At 72.5% G+C, this 16,554-nt stretch carries 16 protein-coding genes; 8 read left to right on the top strand and 8 right to left on the bottom strand.

Features of this window, described 5'->3' with window-relative positions; translation table 11 throughout:
* The first annotated feature begins 221 nt into the window (after positions 1 to 221).
* On the top strand, positions 222 to 1,790 hold the full coding sequence (locus tag ACQPXB_RS33040) for a TROVE domain-containing protein (RefSeq protein WP_432845623.1): 1,569 nt from the start codon (positions 222 to 224) through the stop codon (positions 1,788 to 1,790).
* Between the two features lie 136 nt (positions 1,791 to 1,926).
* Positions 1,927 to 2,340 carry a cupin domain-containing protein gene (locus ACQPXB_RS33045; RefSeq protein WP_432845624.1) on the top strand — a complete coding sequence of 138 codons (414 nt, stop codon included), beginning with the start codon at positions 1,927 to 1,929 and terminating at the stop codon, positions 2,338 to 2,340.
* A gap of 66 nt (positions 2,341 to 2,406) precedes the next feature.
* Here ACQPXB_RS33045 and ACQPXB_RS33050 read toward each other — a convergent pair whose 3' ends face one another.
* On the bottom strand, positions 2,407 to 2,883 hold the full coding sequence (locus tag ACQPXB_RS33050; protein WP_432856889.1) for an RrF2 family transcriptional regulator: 477 nt from the start codon (positions 2,881 to 2,883) through the stop codon (positions 2,407 to 2,409).
* A gap of 114 nt (positions 2,884 to 2,997) precedes the next feature.
* On the opposite strand from ACQPXB_RS33050, the gene ACQPXB_RS33055 reads away from it, so the two are divergent.
* Together ACQPXB_RS33055 and ACQPXB_RS33060 are read left to right on the top strand one after the other, a co-directional pair.
* Positions 2,998 to 3,891, top strand: coding sequence for a sigma factor (locus tag ACQPXB_RS33055; RefSeq protein ID WP_432845625.1), 894 nt, complete (start codon positions 2,998 to 3,000; stop codon positions 3,889 to 3,891).
* Positions 3,888 to 5,273, top strand: coding sequence for a PLP-dependent aminotransferase family protein (locus ACQPXB_RS33060; protein WP_366584933.1), 1,386 nt, complete (start codon positions 3,888 to 3,890; stop codon positions 5,271 to 5,273). Before ACQPXB_RS33055 ends, ACQPXB_RS33060 begins: the two co-directional genes overlap by 4 nt.
* Positions 5,274 to 5,859: 586 nt before the next feature.
* Here ACQPXB_RS33060 and ACQPXB_RS33065 read toward each other — a convergent pair.
* Positions 5,860 to 6,711 (bottom strand): NAD-dependent epimerase/dehydratase family protein, encoded by an 852-nt coding sequence (locus ACQPXB_RS33065; protein ID WP_432845626.1) that lies wholly within the window; start codon positions 6,709 to 6,711, stop codon positions 5,860 to 5,862.
* A 206-nt stretch (positions 6,712 to 6,917) separates the two neighbouring features.
* Between ACQPXB_RS33065 and ACQPXB_RS33070 the strand changes: the two genes are divergently transcribed.
* On the top strand, positions 6,918 to 7,679 hold the full coding sequence (locus ACQPXB_RS33070) for an SDR family oxidoreductase (RefSeq protein ID WP_432845627.1): 762 nt from the start codon (positions 6,918 to 6,920) through the stop codon (positions 7,677 to 7,679).
* A gap of 10 nt (positions 7,680 to 7,689) precedes the next feature.
* The gene (locus ACQPXB_RS33075; protein ID WP_432845628.1) at positions 7,690 to 8,103 is read left to right on the top strand and encodes a hypothetical protein; all 414 of its coding nucleotides are present in this window, start codon (positions 7,690 to 7,692) and stop codon (positions 8,101 to 8,103) included.
* Here the strand turns inward: ACQPXB_RS33075 and ACQPXB_RS33080 are convergent.
* The 3 genes from ACQPXB_RS33080 to ACQPXB_RS33090 all read right to left on the bottom strand — a co-directional run bounded on the left by ACQPXB_RS33080 (position 8,090) and on the right by ACQPXB_RS33090 (position 10,611).
* Positions 8,090 to 9,085 carry a hypothetical protein gene (locus tag ACQPXB_RS33080; protein WP_432845629.1) on the bottom strand — a complete coding sequence of 332 codons (996 nt, stop codon included), beginning with the start codon at positions 9,083 to 9,085 and terminating at the stop codon, positions 8,090 to 8,092. The two genes, ACQPXB_RS33075 and ACQPXB_RS33080, sit on opposite strands and share 14 nt — an antisense overlap.
* A 3-nt stretch (positions 9,086 to 9,088) precedes the next feature.
* Positions 9,089 to 10,111 carry a hypothetical protein gene (locus ACQPXB_RS33085; RefSeq protein ID WP_432845630.1) on the bottom strand — a complete coding sequence of 341 codons (1,023 nt, stop codon included), beginning with the start codon at positions 10,109 to 10,111 and terminating at the stop codon, positions 9,089 to 9,091.
* Between the two features lie 74 nt (positions 10,112 to 10,185).
* Positions 10,186 to 10,611, bottom strand: a complete 426-nt coding sequence (locus tag ACQPXB_RS33090; protein ID WP_432845631.1) for a pyridoxamine 5'-phosphate oxidase family protein — start codon at positions 10,609 to 10,611, stop codon at positions 10,186 to 10,188.
* A 212-nt stretch (positions 10,612 to 10,823) separates the two neighbouring features.
* Between ACQPXB_RS33090 and ACQPXB_RS33095 the strand changes: the two genes are divergently transcribed.
* Positions 10,824 to 12,431, top strand: coding sequence for an FAD-dependent monooxygenase (locus tag ACQPXB_RS33095; protein WP_432845632.1), 1,608 nt, complete (start codon positions 10,824 to 10,826; stop codon positions 12,429 to 12,431).
* Here the strand turns inward: ACQPXB_RS33095 and ACQPXB_RS33100 are convergent.
* Positions 12,392 to 13,090 (bottom strand): TetR family transcriptional regulator, encoded by a 699-nt coding sequence (locus ACQPXB_RS33100; protein WP_432845633.1) that lies wholly within the window; start codon positions 13,088 to 13,090, stop codon positions 12,392 to 12,394. The two genes, ACQPXB_RS33095 and ACQPXB_RS33100, sit on opposite strands and share 40 nt — an antisense overlap.
* A 101-nt stretch (positions 13,091 to 13,191) precedes the next feature.
* Here ACQPXB_RS33100 and ACQPXB_RS33105 point away from each other — a divergent pair, with 101 nt between their 5' ends.
* Positions 13,192 to 14,067 (top strand): SDR family NAD(P)-dependent oxidoreductase, encoded by an 876-nt coding sequence (locus ACQPXB_RS33105; RefSeq protein WP_432845634.1) that lies wholly within the window; start codon positions 13,192 to 13,194, stop codon positions 14,065 to 14,067.
* Here ACQPXB_RS33105 and ACQPXB_RS33110 read toward each other — a convergent pair.
* Positions 14,045 to 15,226 (bottom strand): glycosyltransferase 87 family protein, encoded by a 1,182-nt coding sequence (locus ACQPXB_RS33110; protein WP_386952945.1) that lies wholly within the window; start codon positions 15,224 to 15,226, stop codon positions 14,045 to 14,047. The genes ACQPXB_RS33105 and ACQPXB_RS33110 overlap by 23 nt on opposite strands.
* Before the next feature lie 647 nt (positions 15,227 to 15,873).
* On the bottom strand, positions 15,874 to 16,524 hold the full coding sequence (locus tag ACQPXB_RS33115) for a TetR/AcrR family transcriptional regulator (protein ID WP_432845635.1): 651 nt from the start codon (positions 16,522 to 16,524) through the stop codon (positions 15,874 to 15,876).
* Positions 16,525 to 16,554 lie beyond the last annotated feature (30 nt).

The raw sequence follows: 16,554 nt of genomic DNA on the forward strand, positions 1-16,554 counted from the left end.
CTTCGGGAGCAACGGTTTCAGGTGTGCCCGGTGCGCAGGTGACGGTTACTTCCGCTTTCAACGGGCAGGTTGCGGGTTCAAATCCCGTCACCCCGACTCGTCGGGGTGTAGCTCAATCCGGCCAGAGCAGCTAAACGTACCGTGGCCGACTTTTTCTCGGGCACACCTGAAACCGTTGCTCCCTTCTCATGACCGAGCACACAAACAGAGGGGGTCGACCCATGGCCAAGTTCAACATCCTCGGCGCCCTGCGGGCGGCCCGCTCGCCGATCTCCAGCGAGGCCGTCGCGAGCGGGCGCACCCACGAAGGCGGTGCCGGCTACGCGCGCGACGCCCAGAGCGAGCTGTTCCTGCTCGCCGTGACCAACATGGTCGGCGAGCACACCTTCTACGAGAACGCCGAGCAGCGCGACACCCGGTACGCCGAGCTCGTGCGCGCCGCGACGCTGGCCGATCCCGAGTGGACGGTGCGCTTCCTCGCGTGGCTGCGCCGGGACGCGAACCTGCGGACCGCGGCGCTTGTCGGCGCGGCCGAGTTCGCGGCGGCCCGGCGTGAGGCCGGCCTCGACGGGCTGTCGCGCCAGGTCGTGAACAGCGTGCTCCAGCGGGCCGACGAGCCCGGTGAACTGCTGGCCTACTGGACCAGCGTCCACGGCCGCACCGTGCCCAAGCCGGTGAAGCGCGGGATCGCCGACGCCGCCCAGCGCCTCTACACCGAAAGCTCCTACCTCAAGTGGGACTCCGACGCGCGCGGGTTCCGGTTCGCCGACGTCCTCGGGCTGACGCACCCCGGCCCGCGTACCGGCCGGCAGGACGCGCTGTTCGAGCACGTCCTCGACGTCCGGTTCCACGCCGACCGCGAGATCCCCGCCGCGCTGGGGACTCTCGGCGCGCACCGGGAGCTGACGGCGTGGCCGGTCGAACGGCGGCGCGAGCTGGTCGAGTCGGCCACGGCAGCCGAGACGCTGCGGCGCGCCGGGATGACGTGGGAGTCGCTCGCCGGGTGGCTCCAGGGACCGCTCACTGCGGCCGCGTGGGAGTCGATGATCCTGTCGATGGGCTACATGGCGCTGCTGCGCAACCTGCGCAACTTCGACCAGGCCGGGGTTTCCGACGAGGTGGCGCAGGCCGTCGCCACGCGGCTCGCCGACCCGGAGCAGGTGGCGCGGTCGCGGCAGCTGCCGATGCGGTTCCTGTCGGCCTACCGGGCGGCACCGTCGCTGCGGTGGGCGTGGGCGCTGGAACAGGCGATCACGCACTCGCTCGCCCACGTCCCGGTGCTGCCCGGCCGCACGCTGATCCTGGTGGACACCTCGTGGTCGATGACCTCGCGGTTCTCCAAGGACGGCACGCTGAAGCGGTGGGACGCGGCCGCGGTGTTCGGGCTCGCGCTCGGGCAGCGGTGCGAGAAGGCCGACGTCGTCTCGTTCTCCGACGACACCCGCGAGTTCCCGCTGCGGCCGCGGGAGTCGCTGCTGAAGTCGGTGGACCGCTGGACCGCCGACGGCTACTTCCTCGGCCACGGCACCGACACGCAGCTGGCCGTCGGGAAGCACGAGCGCGGCCACGACCGCGTCGTGATCCTCACCGACGAGCAGGCCGCACAAGGTGACGTCGGGATGTCCGTGCCCGCGGCCACCCCGCTGTACACGTGGAACCTCGCCGGGTACCGGCGTGGCCACTCGTCCAGCGGTGGCCGCAACCGGCACACCTTCGGCGGTCTGACCGACCAGGCCTTCCGCATGATCCCGCTGCTGGAGGCCGGGCGCGACGCCGGCTGGCCGTTCTGACCGTCGCGATCGGACGGTGGTCCCCGGTGGCCACCGTCCGATCGCGACAGTGCCGGTGGCGCGGGTCCGACCGGTACAGGAAATCGGCGCTCGAGCGGACCGGTCACGCGCGCGGACGCGGACCTAACCTCGCCGTATGATTCTTTCACCCGGCTCACGCAGCACCTACGACAACCTGCTCACGCGCACCCCGCCGTTCGTCCCGGAGAGCGCGCACTTCATGGTCGGCACCGTCTCGATCCCGCCGGGCGACCCGGGCAGCGGGCCGCACCGGCATTCCGGTCCCGTGTTCGGCTACGTGATCGAGGGCGAGATCCTCTTCGAACTCGAAGGCGAGGAGCCGTACCCGATCAAGGCCGGCGAGGCGTTCTGGGAGCCCGGCGGCGAGGTCGTGCACTACCAGGCCGGCAACCTGCGTGAGGACATCGAGAGCAAGTTCGTGGTCTGCATGGTCTGCGCGCCCGACGTGCCGATGCTCACGTTCCTCGACGACGACGAGATCCGCGAGCGCGACCACCTGCGGCACCCGAAGGCGCGCCGCTCGGCCTGACCGTCCGCCCGGCCTGCTGTCTGCCCGGCCTGCTGTCTCCGGCTCGGAGGCGGCAGGCCGTTCTCGTCAGCTGCGTCCGTAGGCCTTGCGGGCCAGCCGGGCGGCCGAGGGAGCGTGGCTGTCGGCTTCGGCCCGGATGTCGGCGATCGTCTTGGCCGCCAGCGCTTTGCGCCACTGCAGCTCGGCGTGCTGCATGGCCGAGTCGACGGCGCACTTGCGGCGGAACGCGCTCTGCGGCGCCTCCTGGCCCATCCCGTGCTGCCGGATCTCGGTGCACTGGAACGCGAACTCCCGCCCCTCGATGGCGGCGACCACGTCCATCAGCGTGATGTCCTCGGGCCGGCGCGCGAGCACGAACCCGCCGCGCGCGCCCGGCAGCGAACGCAGCAGGCCCGCGCGCACGAGGGCCTGCAGCTGCTTGTTCAGGTACGCGACGGGAAGCTCGTAGCTGGCCGCGAGGGACGCGGTGGACACCGGTTCGTCGTCGTCGAGCCACGCGAGCGACAGCAGGACGTGGGCGGACCACTCGACACCCTGGTTCATCCGCACGGCCGCCACCCTAGACAATCTGGACCCCGGAAGTCAAGGTTCCGGTTGCGGGCACGGGAGCGCACCTGCCACCATCGGAATCCCCTGCAGCGCACAAGGAGCTTTGAAGTGACCGAAGTGGCCGGTGGTGGCCTGACCGACGCGGTGGCGGCGTTCGAAGCACTGCGCCCGCGCCTGTTCGGCCTCGCCTATCGGCTGCTGGGCACGGCCGCCGACGCGGAGGACGTGGTGCAGGACACGTGGATCCGCTGGCAGGGCACGGATCGCGGCGTGGTGCGCAACGCCGAGGCGTTCCTCGTCACCACCGCGAGCCGCCTGGCACTGACCGCGGCGACCTCGGCCCGGGCGCGCCGCGAGCTCTACGTCGGCCCGTGGCTGCCCGAGCCGATCCCCACCGCCGACGGCGCCGACGTCACGGTGGAGCGCGGCGAGGCACTCGAGCTGGCGGTGCTGGTGCTGCTCGAACGGCTGACGCCGCAGGAGCGCGCGGTCTACGTGTTGAAGGAGGCCTTCGACTACCCGTACCGCGACATCGCCGGGTTCCTCGACCTCAGCGAGCAGCACGCGCGGCAGCTGGGCCACCGGGCGCGGGCCCACGTGACCCGCGAACGCGGCGCGCGCGTGAGCGCGGCCGAGCGCGACCGGTTTCTGCGGGCGTTCCTCGCGGCCGCGCAGCGGGGTGATCTCGAAGGCCTGCGGAGCCTGCTGGCCGAGCACGCCGTGGCCTATTCCGACGGCGGCGGCGTGGCGACGGCCGCCCGCAAGCCGGTGTCCGGCCGCGAACGCGTGGCGCAGTACCTGGCGCGGACGGTCGGGATCCACGGACAGCAAGTCGAGACCTCCGTTGTTGCGGCGAACGGGCAGCACGTCGTGCTCGTCACCCGCGCCGGCGAACCGCTCGCGGCGTGCTGGGTGGAGGCGTCGCCGCGGGGCATCGACCAGGTCTGTTTCGTCGTGAACCCGGCGAAGCTCACCCGGCTGGCCGCGGCGGTCGCGGGGTGAGCTCGCTCGGGATCGACCTGCACCTCGAAGCCGGCGGCGAACCGCGGGCCCGTTCGATCGAGTCCGCGCTGCGGGAGGCGGTGACGTCCGGGCGGCTGCCCGCCGGCACGCGCCTGCCGGGCACCCGCAGCCTGGCCGACGACCTCGGCATCGCGCGCGGCACCGTCGTCGAGGCGTACGCGCAGCTGGTGGCCGAGGGCTGGCTGGTGAGCACGACCGGGTCGGGCACGCGGGTCGCCGAAACCCGGCTCCCCCCGGCGAAGCCGGTGCCGGAGGTGGAGCCGCGCCTGCTCGACCTGCGGCCGGGGCGGCCGGACCTGAGCCTGTTCCCGCACACGCTGTGGTCGGCCAGCGTGAAACGCACCCTGGCGGCGGCCGGACCGTCCACTTTGGATTACGGCGACCCGGCGGGCTCACGGCTGCTGCGCGAAGCCGTTGCCACGTATGTGTCACGGACGCGCGGTGTCCGCGCCGAGGCCGAGGCCGTCGTGATCACGACCGGCTTCACCCACGGCCTCGCCTTGCTGGCGCGGGCAATGCGGGAGTCGGGGATGTCGGTGATCGGCACGGAGGACCCCGGCCTCGTCCACCACCGGCGCCTCATCCACGGCGCCGGGCTGGCCACCGCACCGCTTCGGGTGGGTCCTTGTGGCGCGGACCCCGCCGGGCTGGACCCGGACGTCCGCGCGGTGCTGCTCACGCCGGCCCACCAGCACCCGCGTGGCGTCGTGCTGAGCCCCGATCTGCGCACGGCCTTCCTCGACTGGGCCCGCGCCCGCGACGGCTTCGTCATCGAGGACGACTACGACGGCGAGTTCCGCTACGACAAACATCCCGTGGGCGCGCTGCAGGCCCTGGACCCGTCACGCGTGGTCTTCGCGGGCAGCACCAGCAAGTCCCTGGCGCCCGGCCTGCGCCTCGGCTGGCTCGTGCTGCCGCCGCGGCTGCGCCTCCCGGTCCTCGACGCGCTGGCCGCCACCGGCGCGTCCGTCGGCGCCCCGGACCAGCTCGCCCTCGCCGACCTCCTCCAGCGCGGCGACTACGACCGCCACGTCCGCCGCGCCCGCGCCACCTACCAGAAACGGCGCGCCGAACTGGCCACCCGCCTCGCCACCCTCACCGACGTCCCCCTCGACGGCGTCCCCGCCGGCCTCCACGCCCTGCTCCCCCTGGCCTCCCGGCACGAGGAGAAACGCCTCGTCGACGCCGGCCTCCACTCCGGCGTCCGCCTGCTGGGCCTCCACACCTCCGGCTACTGGCACGGCGCCGACCCCCGCGCCGGCCTCATCCTCGGCTACGCCACCCCACCGCAACACTCGTGGCGCCCGGCGCTGGACACGCTGGCCGAGCTACTGGAGGGCGCCGAGATCGCCGCTTGGTGACCCCCGTTGGGTTCGGCATTCGGCTTGCCGGCCCACCGCGAGTCTCACCTGCGGCCGTTGCCGCCGGGCCGCGGCCCACGGCGGTGCGCCGCCACGGTCCAGCTTGAAGCCCTCCGGCCACTCGCACGCCGGGCCCTTCCCGCCGTTACGCCAAGCCACGCCGACGCGACCTTCTCCGAGGCGGAGCCGAACGAACCAGCCCAGACCCTGCGCCGCCGGACGGCGCTCGCCAGGGAGCAGCACGGCGGCCACGCCGACCGAACGGGCCATGCACTCTTCGCCCCGCCGACCGAAACCAGGCAGTGCACCCTTCTCAACGTCACCCACGCCGACCGGAATGGGCAGTGCGCTCCTCGCCACGCCAGCCACACCGACCGGAACCGGGCAGCGCGGCCCTTCTCGATGCCGGCCACGCTTACCGGAACAGCCAGTGCGCCTTCTTCACCCCGGAGCCCAGCCGCGCCGGCCCGCACCATTCGCCGCCTCGGTGGTCACCCCAAGGTGAATCCCTCCCACCGCACAGGGGCACAGCCACGGCCGCCCCAGAGAGGAGTGCCCCGGACCGCGCCGCACGCTGCGGCCGAAGTCAGCTCTGCTTGAACCCCTCCCGCCACGAGGGCCGGCTCGGCGTCCAGCCCAGGTCCTTCCGGGCGTGGGTGTTGTCCGCGCCCCGGGCCCACGGTGTGCGCGCGGCGTCGGACCGGGCCGGGGGCGGGGCGCCGACGGAGGCGCAGAACGCCGGGACCCAGTCGTAGCCCGCCGCGGGGTCGTCGTCGCAGATGTTGACCGGGCCGGTGGGCCAGGTGAGGGCGGCGAGGGCGGCCGAGGCGGCGTCGTCGACGTGGAGGAAGCTCGTGACGTCCGCGGTGGCCGCGAGGGTGCCGGCCGCGGCGAGCTGGGCCATGAGGGCGCCGTCGGTGTACCAGGTGCCGGGGCCGTAGAGAGTGCCGTAGCGCAGGACCACCCATTCGGGCAGTTCCGACACCGCCGTCTCCAGGTTGGCGACGCCCGACACCGAGCCGAGCCGGTCGGGGGTGCCGGCCAGGTCGAGGGGCGTCTCCTCCGGCGCGGGCGCGGCACCGGGCTCGTAGGCCCACGCGATGCTCTGCGCGACGATCCGCCGCACCCCGGCGGCCACGGCCGCGTCGACGAGGTTGCGCGTGCCGACGGTGCGCAGGCGGGCGTTCGCGGCGCGGTCGCCCGAGCCGAGGTCAGTCAGCTGGTGCATCACGACGTCCGGCGCGGCGGCGCGGATGATCTCGGCCAGCGCGGGCGCGTCGTACACGTCGCCGAGCACGGCCGTCGCGCCGAGCGCGGTGATCCGGTCGGCCGACGCGGCGCCGCGGGCCAGCCCGGTCACCTCGTGGCCGTCGGCGAGCAGCGCCGGCACCACCCGGCGCCCGACAACGCCGGACGCACCGGCGAGGAAGATCCGCATCTTTCCCTCTCAACGATCTCGTGTGGACAACCCGGCGCGATCCAGTCAACCCGCGCCCACGCCGGACCGGTAGTCCACTTCGCCCCCACGCCGCTGGACCGGTTCGCGGCACCCGGAGGTGTGGATCACACGCCGGCCTGTCACGTTCGCCGGACCTGCGCAGTCTGCACAGTGATCCACACCCGAGACGAAATGAGGCAAGAACGATGCGAGTGGCTGTCGCCGGCGGGACCGGGCTGATCGGCGCGCTGGTGGTGCGGAAGCTGACCGAGGCCGGGCACGAGCCGGTGGTGCTGGCGCGGTCGCGGGGCGTCGACCTGACGACCGGCACCGGCCTGGCCGGCAAGCTCGACGGCTGCGAAGAGGTCGTCGACGTCACCAACGTCATGTCGGTGCGCAGGAAGCCCGCGGTCGGGTTCTTCGCCGCCGCCACGCGCAACCTCCTCGACGCCGCCGCGACGGCCGGGGCGCGGCACGTGATCGCGCTCTCGATCGTCGGCGTGGACGACGTCGACCTCGGCTACTACTTCGGCAAGCGCAAGCAGGAGGAGCTGGTCCGCACCGGCCCGGTCCCGTGGACGATCCTGCGGGCCACGCAGTTCCACGAGTTCCCGGAGCCCCTTGTGGACGGTGCCCGCGGGCCGTTCGTGGTGGTGCCGCAAGAACTTTCCCAGCCGGTCTCGGCGGACGAGGTCGCCGGCGCGCTGGTCGCGCAGGTCGGGCAGGTCGGGCAGGAGCCGGGCGGCTACGTGCGGCCGCTCGCCGGACCCGAGCAGCTGCAGATGGCCGACATGGCCCGCCGGCTGGTCAAGGCCCGCGGGTCCCGCAAGATCGTGCTGCCGGTGCGCCTGCCGGGCGCGGTCGGCAAGGCCATGACCGGCGGCGCGTTGCTCCCGCGCGAGGACTACGCCCGGGGCGAGCGCACGTTCGCCGAGTACCTGCGCCGCGTCGCGAACCGACTGTCCTGAAAGGACTCCCATGAACACCCTCGCCATCCGGGCCGCCCTGGTGATCCCGTTCCTCGACGAACTGGTCGTCGGCGGCTGGAACCAGCTCTTCCCCGAAAGCTTCTACACGACGTTTCCCACGGTGGACCTGAACCCGCCGTTCAGCGAGCACTTCGCCCGCGACTTCGGCGGCGCGACGCTGGCCATCGCGCTGATGCTCGGCATCGCGCTGGTCAAGCCGAAGGCGCACTACGTCGTGCCTGCCGCGGCGGCGTTCTCGCTCTTCGCCGTGCCGCACTTCTTCTTCCACCTGTTCGACACGCACCCGCCGGTGATGTGGCAGGCCGTCGTGCTCACCACCGCCAACGCCGTGGTCGCGATCCTCGGCCTGGCCGCGATCGTCTTCGCCGTGCTGCGGGACCGGCGCGCCGCTACTCCGGCTTAACCCGGTACGGGTCGAGCGCGTCGGTCGGCCCGGTGCCGACGAACTCGACGGCCGCCCGCCACATCTCGCGCTCGTCCGCCAGCCGCGCGGGCAGCGTGAACCCCATCGCGGTGGCGAGCGGCGCGCGGCCGAGGTCGACCATCGCGCGGACGGCGCCGGCCCACTCGTCCGTGGCCACCACGGCCACCCGGTACCAGACGACCGCCAGCACCAGCAGGCCCACCAGCGCCCCGCCCGTCACCCAGGGCAGCTCCGCCCGGCCCGCGATGAGGTCGACAGCCGCGGCCACCGCGACGAGCACGTGGCCGCAGAGCAGGCTGACGAAGAAGTCGACGTTGGTCCGCCCGTCCTCCACCTGCTTGCGGACGGGTTCGGGCACCACGGCGTTGAGCTCGTGCCAGAGCACCTGCGAATCGAGCCGGTACCGGTGGTGGCCGTACTCCTCGAACCGCCGGATCGCGTTGCCCAGCCGCGTGGCGGCGACCTGCTGGTCGTCGAGCGGGTAGCGGTGCAGGCGCTCGGCGAGCAGGGCGTGCCAGACCGGGCCCTTGCGCAGGTCCCGCTCGAGGCAGGGCCCGAGGACCGGGTGTGCCCGGAACGCCGCCAGCGTCGCCCGGTCCTCCTCCGGCAGCCGGCCTTCCCGGCGGGACAACGTCACCGCGTCGACCCGGTTGCGCAACAGGTGCATCCGCGCGACCTGCCGGCGGCGCCGCCCGCGGAACACCCAGCCCGGCCACGCGAAGTACCCCTCGAGGACGCGGTAGAGCGGCGTCTGCAGCGCCGCCAGCACCAGTCCGAGCACGGCCGTGGCCAGCAACCCCGCGACGGCCGCCCACCCCGCGTCCACGCTCAACGCCCCGACCCGCCTCGGCCCCGGCGCCACGACGAACCCGAACACCACAACGTTGATCAGGCTCGGCAGGATCCACCCGACCAGCAAGGCGCGGGCGCCCCCGAGGGCGCCTTGAAGAATCCCGGTCATGCCTTACCCGCGCCCCCGCAGCCGCCGCAGCAACCGCCGCCACCCGGGCTCGCGCACGTCGCCGAAAGGCCCGGGCACCCTCGACCGTCCGCCACTTCCGTCGGCGACGTCGTACACGTCCGGCTCAAGCGGCGGCCCCGGCGGCGCCCCGCTACCCCACGGCTGCGGCGATTGCGGCGGCGCCCACGTCGGCGGCAGCGCGAACGTCGGCCCCGGCGGCGGCGAACTCTCCGGCTCCAACAGCCCGTCGTCTCGCAGCGGCTGCCGCGCAAACGGCGGTTCCGGCGGCGGTCCGCCGTACGTCGGGCCGCTCTCGACGAAGGCGGGCCCGGGCGGAGAACCACCCTGCTGGCTCTGATTCCACGGTTGTGGCCACGGCTCCTCAAGCGGATCCGCCGCGCCGCCCGGCGAAAACGCCGATTCCGACGACGGTCCGCTTTCAGCCGGGGAGTTCTCGAAGAACGCCGGCCCGGGTGGCTGGCCGCCCTGCATTCCGCCGTAATACTGATCCTCCGCTCGAGGACGCGGCTCCTCGGGCGGCCGTTCGCCAACCGACGAAAACGCCGGCCCCGGCGGCTGCCCACCGTAATGTTCCTGGTTCTGCCCGCGAAAGCTCGATTCGTCACGCAGATCGCCGTCGACCGACGAAAACGCCGGCCCTGGCGGCTGCGCGCCGTAAGCGCCACCTTCCGCCCAACGTGACGAATAGGGGTCGGGCGGCTCGCCGGGCTGAGTGCCGTAATCGATGTCGCCCGGCCACGACGGCGCGCCCGTCGTACTCGACAGCCCGCCGTAAGGAGGGCCGTCGTCGAGGAAGGGTGGACCCGGTGGCTGGACACCCTGTTGACCGCCACCGGGTCGCGAGGTTGGACCGCCCAGGGGTTCGACGCCGAACTGAAGGCCGCCGACGGAAAGGGATCCCGACGGTGGCGTCGGTGCGTCAGGCGCACCGAATCGCGACGAGTCCTCGCCGGGGGCACCGGGAACGCCGGGATCCGCAGGTTCGTCCTTGTCCGACGTCGTCATCCGCCGCCCCCTGTCGTCGCGTGAGCCCGTTCACCATAGTGGGAAAGCGGCTCGAACGAGTGGTTACCGCGAAATCAGGCCGGCCCCAGATCGGACGAGAACCAGTGTTGCGGCCGCATCGAAATCACGATGTGCTCGCCGATGTGGGTTCGCTCGAAGTCCAGGAAGGGCGTGACTTTCTCCGGCGGCAGGTACCGCGACACCATTTCCCGCGTTTGCCCGTCGGAACTGGGTCCGGTACCGGTGACCGGTCCTTCCACCGAGACGTAGCGGACAGTGGGCGAGATTCGTTGCGCCATCAAGGTGAACCGTCCCGTCGCCGCGATCGCGCGGGCTTTGCGCGTGTCCGGCGGCGTGCGGATCCACAGCTCGCCACCCGGCGTGTACTGGTACCAGATGGGCACGACGAGGGGCGCGCGGTCGGGGCGTTCGACCACCGACAACGCGCCGACGTGCGGCTCGGCCAGGAACTGTTCGCGCATTTCCACTGTCAGCACCATGACACCGCACGCTACGCGAGGGGCCCGACAAAAACCGGCGCACCACCCGTCACAAGTCCATTGTGGACTCAGGGAAAAAATCCGATCGAGACAACCCTGTAACGCTCTTGAAAGCCACCACGACAGAACTGGGGTAGCCCTTTCGCAACGCCGAGAGGAACGGGGAAAATGACACTGATCAGAACAGACGACCGCGACCTGACGCTCGCTCCGTGACCGCGTCCGGGCAGGACACCGTGCTGGTCGTGGGGGCCGGCCCGGTGGGCCTGACCGCCGCCGCGGAACTGGTGCGCCAGGGCGCGCGCGTGCGGGTGGTCGAGCAGCTGGCCGAGCCCACCACGCAGTCCCGCGCAGTGGTCGTGCACCCGCGCACGCAGGAGCACCTGGCCGCCATGGGCGTGCTCGCGCCGCTGGAGCGCGAGGCGTCCGCCATGACCGCGCTGGAGCTCTACGCCGGGCGTGACCCGAAGCAGCCCACGGTGCGGCTGGGCACCGAGCACCTCGCCACCCGCTACCGCCGCATCCTCGACCTCGCCCAGCCGCGGACCGAGGCGCTGCTCGCCGAACACGCGGCCAACCTGGGCGTGCGGGTCGAACGCGGCGTGACGCTGGAGAGCCTCGAACAGGACTCGACGGGCGTCACGGCCACCTTCACCTCGGCGGCCGGGCGTGACCGGTCCCGCTACGCCTGGGTCGTCGGCGCCGACGGCGGGCACAGCACCACGCGCACGGCCGTCGGCACGCGGATCGAGGGCGTGTTCGAAGGTCAACATTTCTTGTTCGCCGATGTCGCCGCCGAGTCCGAACGCTCACCCGACACCGTGCGGATGTTCGCACACCCCGACGGCATCGGCGGCGTGTTCCCGATGCCCGAGGGCCGCACGCGCCTGTTGTTCGAAGTCGAACGCCCGGCGCCCGGCGCGGTCCCGACGATCGCCGAGACACAACAGCTCGTCGACCAGCGCGCGGGCGGCGCGTGGCGGGTGACCGACGCCCACTGGCTCACCTACTTCGAGATCCACCACGGCCAGGTGCCCCGCTACCGCCACGGCCGCGTGCTGCTGGCCGGCGACGCCGCGCACATCCACAGCCCCGCCGGCGGCCAGGGCATGAACACCGGCATCCACGACGCGGTCAACCTCGCGTGGAAGCTCGCGCTGGTCACCACCGGCCGCGCCGATCCCGCGCTGCTCGATTCCTACCACGCCGAACGCCACCGGGTCGGCGCGTCCGTGGTCAAGCAGACCACGCGCATGACCGACGTGATGACGGTCAACGGCCCCGAACGCGGACTGCGCAACCTCGCGCTGTTCCTGGTCGGGCACCTCCCGCCCGTGCGCGAGGAGCTGATCACCGGCATCGCCGAGGTCGACATCCACTACCGCGGCAGCCCCATCGTCACCGGCCGCGCGACCTCACGACGGCACCCGCACCCCGGCGACCACGCGCCCGACCTGCCCGGCCTGCGCACCGCCGACGGCACGCCGACCTCACTCGACGAGCTGCTGCGCCGGCCCGGCCACCTGCTCCTCACGAGCGTCCAGGACAACGCGGTGCTCGACGAGTACCGCGCGGCCCTGGCCGGGCTCGGCACGGTCGTGCCCATCGGCTCCGGCGGCCTCGGTGCGCTCCACGACCCGGACGGCTCGTTCACCGATCGCTATGGCACCGGCGAGAGCGGCTTCGCCCTCATCCGCCCCGACGGTTACCTCGGCCTCATCACGCGTGCGGGAACTCCCGAAAAGCTGTCCGAATACGCACAACTGGTGATGCACGGCTCTCAGGCGTCATTGGCCGGTGGTAAGTCCCGCACGTCCTGAAGCCCGGCGCCCGCCGCGCCGGCGAGCCCGGCGCACGCCGCGGCCAGCAGCCGGGTCAGCGTCGGGACGAAGTCACCGGGGCCGACGATCGACAGCGACGCGTCGGCCCGGTACGCGGCGGCGAGCTCGGACCCGGGATGGGTGACCTGCCACAGCGTGGCAGCGAGGGCGTTGGCCGCGATGACGACGTCGATCGCCGCCGCGGCAAGGGAAGGCGCCGCGGCCGCGATGGCCGCCGTCAGGACGTCGATCGCCGCGCGGCTGGTCCGCTTGAACTCCACGACGTGGTCGACGTCGACGTCGTGCTCCAGGTGCAGCGGGACGTTGGCGAACAGGTCGCACAGCAACGGATCGGCGGCCAGGCACGCGACGAGCACCTCCGCCAGCTCCCCCGGTGAGACCGTGCGGCCGCGAAGCTCTTCGGCGACCGCGTCCGCCCAGGTCGCCCAGCCGTCCGCCGCCAGCCGCAGCAGCACGTGCTTGTGCGAGGGGAAGTAGCGGCGCATCGCGGAATGGTGCACGCCGACCTGGTCGGCGATCGCCGTCAGCGTGACCGACGCGACGCCCCGCTCCCGCGCGAGCGTGCGGGCCGCGTCCACCAGGGCTTCCGCGCGCTGACGCTTGCTCTCGGGCGAACGCGCGCGCTGGAAGGAAGTCACCGCTCCAGCATAACGCACGCCATGTGCGTTGACAGGACGAGTGCGGCGAGGCTAGCTTGGTGATTAACGCACACAGTGTGCGTAACTGTCAGGAGGCTTCCATGACCAGCAAGGTTCTCCTCGTCACCGGCACCACGTCCGGGATGGGCCGCACGATCGCGCTCGACGCGGCGGCGGCCGGGTACACCGTCGTGGCCACCGGGCGCGACGAGCAGCGCATGACCGAACTCGCGGAGGACGCCAAGGCGCGCGGCGTCGAGCTCGACATCCGGTTCCTCGAGATCACCGATCACCCGGCCGTCTACGCGCTGATCGACGACGTCGCCCGAACCCACGGCCACCTCGACGCCGTGGTCTCCCAGGCCGGCGGCATCTTCGCCCTCGGCACGGCGGAACAGATCACGATGGACGGCTTCCGCTTCGTCCTCGAGACGAACTTCTTCGGCAACCTCGCCGTCATCAAGGCGGCGCTGCCGCACCTGCGCGCGAGCAAGGGCCGGCTGATTGTCACGACCAGCGCCAACGGGTTGGTCGGCGCGCCGTACAACGACGCGTACGCGGCTTCGAAGTTCGCGCTCGAGGGAGCTGTCGAGTCGCTCGCGCCCGTCGTCGCGCGCTACGGCGTGCGGACCACCATTGTGGAGCCCGGGCCGGTGGCCACCGACGTGATGGCCCTGCGGCGCTTCGAAAAGCTGCTGCCCACCGACGTAGTGGAGAACAGCCCGTACCCCGAGCCGTGGGACTTCCTGTCCCGCGTGATCGGCAACACCGGCGGCGTGCAGGCGGTCGAGGAGGTCGGCCCGCAGATCCTCGACCTGCTCGGGCGGGAGAACCCGCCGCTGCGGTTCCAGACCGCGCAGTGGGCCCGGGACTTCGTCGCGCCGAAGCTGTCCGCGGACCTGGACGGCCGGAAGGTCTACGAGGCTTCGGAGGCCTACATCGGCCTCGCCGGGCTCACTGAACCAGTGGCGGGGTGAGCGCGCGGCGGTGGCGCGTGGCGAACTGCCACACGAGGAAACCCAGTGCCAGCAACAGGTAACTGTTGCCGATCACGTGCTCCAGTGGTCCCCAGGACAGCTCGCGGAAGTCGTTGTTCGGCAACAGCGAATGCGGCGCGACGATGAAGATCGCGACCACCGCCGCCAGGCCGGCCACCGCGCGGCCGGTCGTGGCGCGGGCGGCCAGGACGATCGTCGCGGGGACGATCCAGACCCAGTGGTGCGACCACGAGATGGGTGAGCACACGAGGACCGCGGCGGCGTTGAGGAGGAAGGCGACCGGTTCGTCGGCCCGGCGCATGGCCGCCGCGGCGAGGAGCAGCGCGGCCAGGGTCCCCGCGGCGACCAGGACGAGTGTGGGCGTCGCGGGGAGGCCGAAGCGGTGGACGGCACCCTGGATGGTCTGGTTGGTGGCGAAGATCGAGCCGCTCATGCCCGACGCCCCGGTCAGCCCGCCGCCGAACCAGTAGGCCGCGGAAGCCTGGGGGGCCACCACAAAACCCACCGCACCCGCGGCGACAAACGTGACGAGCGCGGTGCCGAGCGCGCGGAAGTCCTTCTTCAGCAAGAAAAACAGCAGAAACCCGGCCGGCGTGATCTTCACGGCCGCGGCCAGGCCCACCAGCACCCCGCGCGGCAGACGGGTTTTCGGTCCCAGGCAGTCGATCACGACCAGCGCCATGAGCACGAGGTTGACCTGCCCGAACCACAGCGTCTCCCGCACCGGCTCGAACGCCAGCGACGCCGCCCCGACCACGACCGCGGCCAGCACCGCCGTCCGCCTCCCGGCGCGCGGCCGCACGACGACGTACACCGTCGCGCCGAGGGCGGTCAGCGAAATCGCCAGCATCAGGACGGCCGCCACCGGCGTGGGCACCGCGGCCGGCACGAGGAACAGGATCGCGGCGAACGGAGGGTAGATGAACGGCAACGTCATGCCCGACCGCGTCGGCGGCAGCGGGCCGTAGAGGTCGCGCCCGTGCGCCAGCGCCTGCGCGCCGAGGCGGTAGACCTCCAGATCCACCGGCCACAGCGTGCACACGATCGCGAGCACCCCCGCCACGAACACGACCGCCGCCGCCACGAGCACCACCACCGCCCCCCGGCGCGCGGCCGCCTCCTCGAACAGTTGCTTCACCACTCCGGCCGGCGTCGCGTGCCCCCCAGGGCCTCGGAACGTGATCACCCCGTGATCATCCACGGCGCGTGATCGTTTCACCAAATCGGGGGGCGGTTCGTCACGCTCTGAAGCCGCTGCGCCCCGGCCCGCGCCACCATGGCCGGCCGGAGGCGGTGGCCGCCCCGGGCCTTGGTCGGCGCCGGAATCCCCGGCGGCTCAGGTGAATCGGCCCTCGGGCCGGTCGCCCCACGACTCGCCGGGCACCCGCACCCCGACAGGCGCCGACCCCGGCTTGCACTGCAGTCCCCCACTCATTCCCGGAAACCCACCGCCCCGCCGCACAAGCTCGGCCCCTCAGTCCCGTGCCATCACCCGAGCCACGGTCGCCCGCCTGCGTGCAATACCGCTCGGCGCGATAGTCCTCCTGCCGCTCCAGGAAAATCGCTGCCCAACCGGGATATCCGCGCGAGCACGATGCCGTTTACTCGGCCCTCTTCGGCCCTCTATGGCGGACCAGTCCACGGTTGCGCCCAACACATTCCGGCCAGGTCGACAATGCGCACGGCCGCCGGCATCGGCCCCGCCCGGCGCGGCAGGCAGCGCGCCCACCCCGAGAAAACCGCAGCCCGGCCGCACGCGGGCGGCGCGGTCCGGACCACTCCGGATCAGCGGCCGCGGCGTGTGGCGGCCGCCGAGACCATCCCGAGGGCCAGGTCCGCGTAGTACTCCCCCAGCTCCTCGGGCGAGTCCGCCCCGTCGAGGCGGTACCAGCGGACCAGGTCGACGCCCAGCGAGAGGATGGCGCGGACGAGGCGGTGGGCGTCGGCGGGTGGGAAGGGGCCGAGGGCGGGGCCGTGAGTGAGGGCGTCGTGGAAGATCGCGGTGGACTGGTGGCGCAGGCCGACGATGGCGTCGTAGTGCGTGGGGGTCAGGGCGCCCAGTTCGTACTGGCTGACGCGGGCGGCGACGTGGTGGCGGGCGTGCCACGAGACGAAGGCGGCGACGAGGGCGCGCAGGTGCTCGGCGGGGTCCGCGTGGGTCGGGACGCGATTGAGCGCATCGAGTGAACTTTTGTGCCCGGCGCGGGTGATCTCGAAGAGCACTTCCTCCTTGGAGCTGAAGTGCACGTACAGCGCGGCGGGCGAGAGGCCGGCCGCGGCGGTGATGTCCCGGGTCGTGGTGGCGTGGAAGCCCTGGGCGGCGAAGCAGCGCACGCCGCCGGTGAGCAGGCCGCGCGCGGCTTTGCCGAAGCCGGCGTCCCAGAGGCCCGGCGAGTCGTCGGCCAGGTCGGGGAGCGCGGATCGCTGGGCGCTCATCGGGGGTCCTTTCCGGATCGGAAGCGCTGG

Source organism: Amycolatopsis sp. CA-161197, from assembly GCF_050942255.1.
In the GTDB taxonomy this organism is placed as follows: Bacteria; Actinomycetota; Actinomycetes; order Mycobacteriales; family Pseudonocardiaceae; genus Amycolatopsis.